Raw genomic sequence first — 6,599 nt, 5'->3', positions numbered from 1 at the left:
CGGCTAGACCACCGGGTTGATAGGCCAGAGATGTAAGCACAGTAATGTGTTCAGTCGACTGGTACTAATAGGCCGAGGACTTACCTAAACAACACAGCAGATCCTGCAACGATGTCTCGCGTCCACCATGCACATCACGACACGCAACCAGCACACCACGAGTGGTGCGGTTGACATGTTGATAGAGTTACGGCGGTCATGGCGGAGGGGAAACGCCCGGTAACATTCCGAACCCGGAAGCTAAGCCCTCCAGCGCCGATGGTACTGCAACGGGGACGTTGTGGGAGAGTAGGACACCGCCGGACAAACATCGCTGTTCAAGGCCCGACCGTCATGGTCGGGCCTTGACGCGTTTATGGACTTCTTTTCGGGCCCCTATGCCACGGGGCCCTTTTTCGTGTCCGCATTGGTTTCGCGACGGAGAGTCGCGCCGAGGTGCGGTTTCGCGGGTGGCGGACTGGTGTGCCCCCTCAGGTTGAGCGTTCCCGCCCGTCGGGGCAGAATCTGCGGCACCCGGTGCACTGCCCGGGTGCCAGCAGTCGCGCCGCCGGATCGTCAGGGCGGCCGGCGGGGGAGGATCGGGATCGGATGAGCTACGGCCTGCAGGCAGTCATCGGCGCAGAGGATGTCCTCCGCAAGGTCGCCGCAGAGCAACCCGGTGCCGTGGTCGTGCCGCTACGGCAGGGTTTCGCCCTCATCCCCATGACAGATGAGCTCTTCGACGCCGCCACGGACGGCAGCCGCGGTGACGGTCTGCGTTTCTGGAAACTGCCGGGCGGCTTCGAGAACGTGCTTTCCGACTGGTCGAAGGCAGGTCCGCTGGGTTACGTCGAGGCCGACTACCTCGGTGGCGTGGGTACGCAGAGGGCGGCGCTCTGGGCTCGGGGGGAGCTGGCGATCGGGCCGATGTACGTCGGCGAGCATGAGCCGTTCCCCGCCATCGGCAGTCCCATCTCCCAGGTTCTCGCGCACTTGGGCGCGATCCGTCGGCGGCGTGACGCCGACGAGTTCGTTTCGGTGGGGCTGGACCGCTGCCGGGGCACCGACGAGTGGCTGGACGTCGACGCCCGTACCCGATGAATGATCTGCAAGGTCAGCAGGAGGCTGTGCCCGCGACACACCGTCGAACCGTGCCATAAGTTCATGATCAACCCAGAAGGGTGGGTGGGTCAGGAGGCGGCGAGGAGGACGGTGCGGGGGGTGAGGTAGTAGTCGTCGTCGGGGGCTGTGGTGGGGGCGCCGGGGAGGGTGCGGACGAGGGCCACGTAGCGGCCGGAGGTGTGCACCTGGGCCAGGTCGTAGGTGAAGTCGGGCTCGTAGTACAGCTGCAGGGACGAGCGGGAGAGTTCCTTGCCGGACGTGGCGCTGACGGCGATCAGGGTGTGGTCCGGGGCGAGTAGGAGCACCCGGTCGCCGGCGGCGGCCAGTAGGCGCGGCGGTGGTGTGTTGTCGCCGGTGGGGGGCTGCCAGGTCCAGCGCACGGCACCGGTGCGGGGGTCGTGGCCGTCGAGGTGGGTGGCGGCGGCGGGGTCCGGTGCGGTGACGGCGAGTCCGGCGGCGAGGAGCGAGCCCGCGGCCGCGAGGGGCGGTGACGGTTCGGTGTCCGGTCCGGTCAGGAGCAGGCCCTCGGTGCCGTTGGTGTTGGTGAGGCGTACGCCCTGGCAGTGTGAGTGGCCGACGGCGCAGGACACCGGCTCGGCGGTGGTCACCCCGCTGCCCAGGTCTGCCAACGCCGTGCCGGTCGTGGTGTCGATGCGCCGTACGGTGCCCGCGCAGGTGTCGTGGACCAGGTACTGGCGGTCCGAGGTGAGGTCGGTGCCGCGGCAGTCCCGGCCCGCGGGTGCGGCCACCTGCCAGCGCTGGGCGCCGGTGGTCGGGTCGTATGCCGTGACGTGTGCGGGGCCGGCGACGACGACGGAGCCGTCGGTGGTGAACAGGCCGGGCGGCTGGTAGACGGTGGACGCCCCGGTGCGCCGGCCGGTGTACGCGTCGCCGAGCGGCTCGGCGTGAATCTGCCAGGCGACGGTGCCGGTGCGGGCGTCGGTGCCGACGAGTTCACCGTCGGACCAGGAGCTGACCACGACGGGGCTGCCGCCGCCGACCGCGACGACGCCGATGAGCTGTGCGGGCCAGCGGCGCAGCGACCACAGCGCGCTGCGTTCGTACTTGAAGTTCGGGGGTGCGTCGGCCCAGACCTGCCGTTTGGTGGCGAACACGCGGATCCGGTCGTCGAGCACGAGCGGGGCGGAGACCAGCACGCCGATCGCGCCCGGGGCGGGGATGACCGGCTCGGGGTAAGGCTTGGTCGCCGGAGTCACGACGTCGGCCGGGCCGAGCACACGCCAGGCCACCAGTCCGGCGGCTGCCAGCAGCGCCACCGAGACTGCGCCGATCACCGCGAGCCTTGCGCCGCGGGGCAGGGTCCGCCACCTCATAGGTGCACCCTATTACGGAGGCATGGCCGCTTTCCGAGGGCGTTCGGCCAGGTGATGGCCGGGCGACGCGGTGGCGACCCGGTCGCCGGCCGTCTGACGGTCGGCACGGAAGCGGCAAAACCACACGTGGCAGCGGTCACCCGGGCGGGTGTCGTAAGTGCGACTGGGTATTTCACTTTCCCCGAGTGAAATACATATGCGCAGGTCAGTGGGGTGTTGATTTCAGCATCGGACGGGGGTTCCGGTATTCATTGCCCACTCGGACCATCGGATGAGGCGAAGAGCCCATTCCCGACCGTCGGCTGCCTTGAGAGGGTGCTCCCTAGGCTTCCGGGGGAAGCTGTACTTCCACCTGGGTTTGGGGATTCTGAATGCGTGGGGGATCAACCGTGCGCACACGCAAAGGCGTGGCATCTGTAGTCACAGCTTCGTTACTCGGAGCTATGTCCATTGTGGGCGCCGTCTTCGTGACCGCGTCCACTGCTTCGGCGGCACAGCCGAAGCCCAACCACACCAAAATCGTCCCGGACGTTCCGCGAACCAACACTCCGCGCATCACCTCGGGTGAGATCACGGACATCGCGTACGTCGGCAGCCGGGTCTTCATCGCCGGCACCTTCACGTCGGCGCGCAACAACACGTCGACGAACACGACGGTGGTCAACCAGGCGAACCTGCTGGCCTTCAACATCGACACCGGCCTGATCGACACCACCTTCAAGCCGGTGTTCGCCGGCGGCGGGGTGACCGAGGTCGAGGCGTCGCCGGACGGCACCAAGCTGTTCGTCGCGGGCCGCTTCAACACCATCAACGGGGTGTCGAAGAAGAAGTTCGCGTCGCTGAACCTGACCACGGGCGCGCCGATCGCGGGCTTCACGGCCAACGCCAACGGCGCGGGCACCTCGATCGAGGCCACGAACACCACGGTGTACCTGGGCGGTCAGTTCACGCTCATCAACAACACCGCGCGGGTCGGCCTCGCCGCGGTGAACGCGACCACCGGCGCCCTGGTGACCGGCTTCAACAACAACCTGTCCGGCGGCATCGGCGTCGACGGCGCGCTGACCGTGCAGGCCCTGGTGCTCACGCACGACGACACCAAGCTGCTGGTCGTGCACACCGCGCGCAAGATCGCGAACCAGGACCGCTACGGCGTCGGCCTCATCGACACCACGACGAACCAGCTGCTGCCCTGGCGCACCCGGCTGTGGGAGGACAACCTCCAGTTCGTCGGCGGCATCCAGCGCATCTACGCGGGCGACATCGCGCCCAACGACCAGTTCTTCGTGGTGACCAGCGGCTCGGGCGGCGACCGGCCCCCGATCAACGACACGGCCATCGCGTTCCCGATCGCGGGCAACGACCTGGTCCAGCCGCAGTGGATCTCGCGGGCGTTCGACAGCCTCTACTCGGTCGCCATCACGGAGAACGCCGTGTACATCGGCGGCCACTTCTCGTGGAACGAGTCGCAGACCGCGCCGGACCCGTGGCCGGGTCTGGACGACGTCGGCTACGGCACGGGCCAGGGCCTGAGCGGCTATGGCCTGGGCGACGCGGTGGTCCGCCGCGACCACATCGGCGCGCTGGACCCGAGCAACGGCAAGGCCATCGAGTGGAACCCGGGCTCGAACTCGTACGAGGGCAACAAGGCGATGCTGGCCACCCCGCGTGGTCTGTTCGCCGGCGGTGACGCGACCACCCAGGGCGGCTACAACGTCGGCCGGGTCGCGTTCTACGACTTCAACTCGATCCCGGCGGCCTCGCCGTACGACACGAAGATCATTGAGCCGATCGAGGGCCAGGTCAAGCCAGCCGGTCAGCAGTTCACGATCACGGGCTCGGCGACCGCGACGGGCAACTCGCTCAAGCGCGTGCAGGTCGAGATCGTCGACATGGACACCAACCGCTACCTGCAGCCCGACCTGACCACGTGGGGCTCGGCGGCCATCATCAACACCAACCTGGCCTCGCCGAACACCGCGGCCAGCAACTGGTCGCTGCCGGTGACGATCACGGGCAACCGCCGCATCAAGGTGCTGGCGAAGTCGTACGCGAACAACGGCAGCAGCGACGCGACCAAGGCGGTCAAGAAGTTCGAGACGTTCAGCCTCGACGACCGCCCGCCGACAGCGTCGATCACCGGCCCGTCGGGCAGCGTCGTGCCGTCGACCACGTTCACCGTCACCGGCACCGCCACCGACGACAAGGGCGTGCAGTCGATCGGCTACACGATGCGCGACGGCAACAACCGGTACCTGCAGGACGACGGCTCCGTGGCCAGCACGTTCAACACGTTCCGGATCGACCCGGACGTCGTGGGCGGTCTGACCACCACCTGGTCGACCGAGATCACGGTGCCGTACGAGGGTGAGTGGAAGATTCAGGTCACACCGTCGGACAGCACCCAGTCCTCGCTCGACACCACCGACCGCACCTGGATCATCAGCTCGACCGGTATCGCGCCGTCGGTCACCATCACTGCCCCCGCGGTGATGAACCCGCCGACCGCGACCGCGCCGCTCACCGTGGCACCCGGTGGCACGCTGACCTTCAGCGGCACGGCCACCGACGACCAGAACCTCAACTTCGTCGAGATCCAGCTGCGCAACAGCACCACGCGCGAGAACCTGGCCTCCGACGGCACCTGGGGCACCGACGTGCAGGCGGGCTGGTACCGGGTCTCCCCGGCCAACCTCAACGCGACGTCGCTGAACTGGTCGTACACCACGCCGTTCACCCTGAAGCCGGGCGCGTACTCGTTCTCGGTCAAGGCCGCGGACGACCTGGGCCTGGAGACGGCGAGCGCCAACCAGGGCCGACTGACGATCAACGCGCAGATCCCCGGCGACAACCCGCCGAACGGCCTGCTCAACGTCACCGGCAACCAGGTCGCCGACGTGCTGCACCTCGACCTCGCCGGCACCTCGACCGACGACTTCGGCGTGGCGAGCGTCAAGGTCGCCATCCGGGAGCTGGACAGCAGCCGCTACCTGCAGGCCAACGGCACGCTCAGTGCCGCGTTCGCGACCCGCGACGCGGTGCTAGCCACGCCGAACGGCACCAGCAGCACCTGGACGCTGTCGACGGACCTGCCCGTGCAGGGCCGGTACTCGGTGACGGCGTACGCGTACGACACCGTGGGCCAGCAGGACACCTCGACCAGCGGTGCGACGGCGACGTACACCATCTACCCGGGTGACCTGCCGCCGGTGGTCTCGACCACCCTGATGCAGCCGGCGAACGGCGCGGTCTTCACCGACGCGCGCATCTTCGTCAGCGGCCGCGTCGAGGACGACCAGCAGATCGCCGAGGCACAGGTGGCGATCGTGGACAGCCTGGGCCGCTACATGAGCTCGTCCGGCACGTTCACCAGCACGTCGGCCAGCTGGCGGGGCGCGTTCCTGAACTCGCCCGGTTCGCCCGGCTCGAACTACTCGTACACCACCCCGGCGATCCCGGCCGGGACGTACACGGTCAAGGTGCGCGGTGTCGACCAGCACGGGTTCGCCACGAATCCGTCGGTGGACGTCACCGTGACGGTCCAGGTGCCGCCGAACGTCGCCCCGGTCGCCAACTTCACGGTGTCCTGCGCGGCCAACGTCTGCACCTTCGACGGCCGCAGCTCGACCGACGAGAACACCCCGGCACTGACGTACTCGTGGGCCTTCGGCCAGGGCTCCGGCTCCGGCGCGGTGGCCACCAAGACCTACACCTCGGCGGCCACGTTCAACGTGACGCTGACGGTGAAGGACGAGTACGGCCTGACGGCTACGAAGACCCTGCCGGTGACCATCACGGAGCCCGCGGGCAACGTGGCGCCGACGCCGGTCATCAACACCCCGTCGTGCACGCTGCTGGTGTGCAACATCTCCGGCGTCGGGTCCGCGGACCCGAACACCGGCGACACGTTCACCTACCTGTGGAACTTCGGTGACGGCACCCCGACGAGCACCTCGTCGGCGCCGGCCCACACGTTCCCGGCCGCGGGCACGTACACGCTGACCCTCACCGTCACCGACGGCTGGGGCAAGGCGGCCAGCACGACCAGGCAGATCACCGTCGCCGCCGCGTGACAGGTGAACCTCCCCGCCGGGCCTGACGGTCCGGCGGGGAGGGCCGACAGAACGAAAGACCGCCGCCGGCTCTCGGGCCGGCGGCGGTCTT

At 68.5% G+C, this 6,599-nt stretch carries 3 protein-coding genes and 2 rRNA genes; 4 read left to right on the top strand and 1 reads right to left on the bottom strand.

All coding sequences use genetic code 11. The features are described 5' to 3' along the window. The 3 genes from AB0B35_RS15565 to AB0B35_RS15555 form a co-directional block, all read left to right on the top strand. Window positions 1–88 (top strand): 23S ribosomal RNA (locus AB0B35_RS15565); the annotation flags it as partial. Window positions 89–188: 100 nt separating this feature from the next. After that, a 5S ribosomal RNA gene (gene rrf / locus AB0B35_RS15560) occupies window positions 189–305 on the top strand. Between the two features lie 283 nt (window positions 306–588). After that, window positions 589–1,080 (top strand): hypothetical protein, encoded by a 492-nt coding sequence (locus AB0B35_RS15555; protein WP_361045481.1) that lies wholly within the window; start codon window positions 589–591, stop codon window positions 1,078–1,080. 89 nt (window positions 1,081–1,169) lie between these two features. Here AB0B35_RS15555 and AB0B35_RS15550 read toward each other — a convergent pair whose 3' ends face one another. Further along, window positions 1,170–2,435, bottom strand: a complete 1,266-nt coding sequence (locus AB0B35_RS15550; protein WP_361045479.1) for a PQQ-binding-like beta-propeller repeat protein — start codon at window positions 2,433–2,435, stop codon at window positions 1,170–1,172. Between the two features lie 443 nt (window positions 2,436–2,878). On the opposite strand from AB0B35_RS15550, the gene AB0B35_RS15545 reads away from it, so the two are divergent. Next, complete coding sequence (locus AB0B35_RS15545) at window positions 2,879–6,508, top strand: PKD domain-containing protein (protein WP_361045476.1); 3,630 nt, start codon at window positions 2,879–2,881, stop codon at window positions 6,506–6,508. Window positions 6,509–6,599: the final 91 nt, after the last annotated feature.

Origin of the sequence: Catellatospora sp. NPDC049133, assembly GCF_040648455.1 — a bacterium.
GTDB classification, from domain to species: domain Bacteria; phylum Actinomycetota; class Actinomycetes; order Mycobacteriales; family Micromonosporaceae; genus Catellatospora; species Catellatospora aurea.
This window is presented reverse-complemented; position numbering and strand designations above follow the sequence as displayed.

What these genes read in the sequence shown, in the direction of transcription:
- AB0B35_RS15550 (WP_361045479.1), bottom strand. Translation starts at nt 2,435, where the DNA reads ATGAGGTGGCGGACCCTGCCCCGCGGCGCAAGGCTCGCGGTGATCGGC.
- AB0B35_RS15545 (WP_361045476.1), top strand. Translation starts at nt 2,879, where the DNA reads ATGTCCATTGTGGGCGCCGTCTTCGTGACCGCGTCCACTGCTTCGGCG.
- AB0B35_RS15555 (WP_361045481.1), top strand. Translation starts at nt 589, where the DNA reads ATGAGCTACGGCCTGCAGGCAGTCATCGGCGCAGAGGATGTCCTCCGC.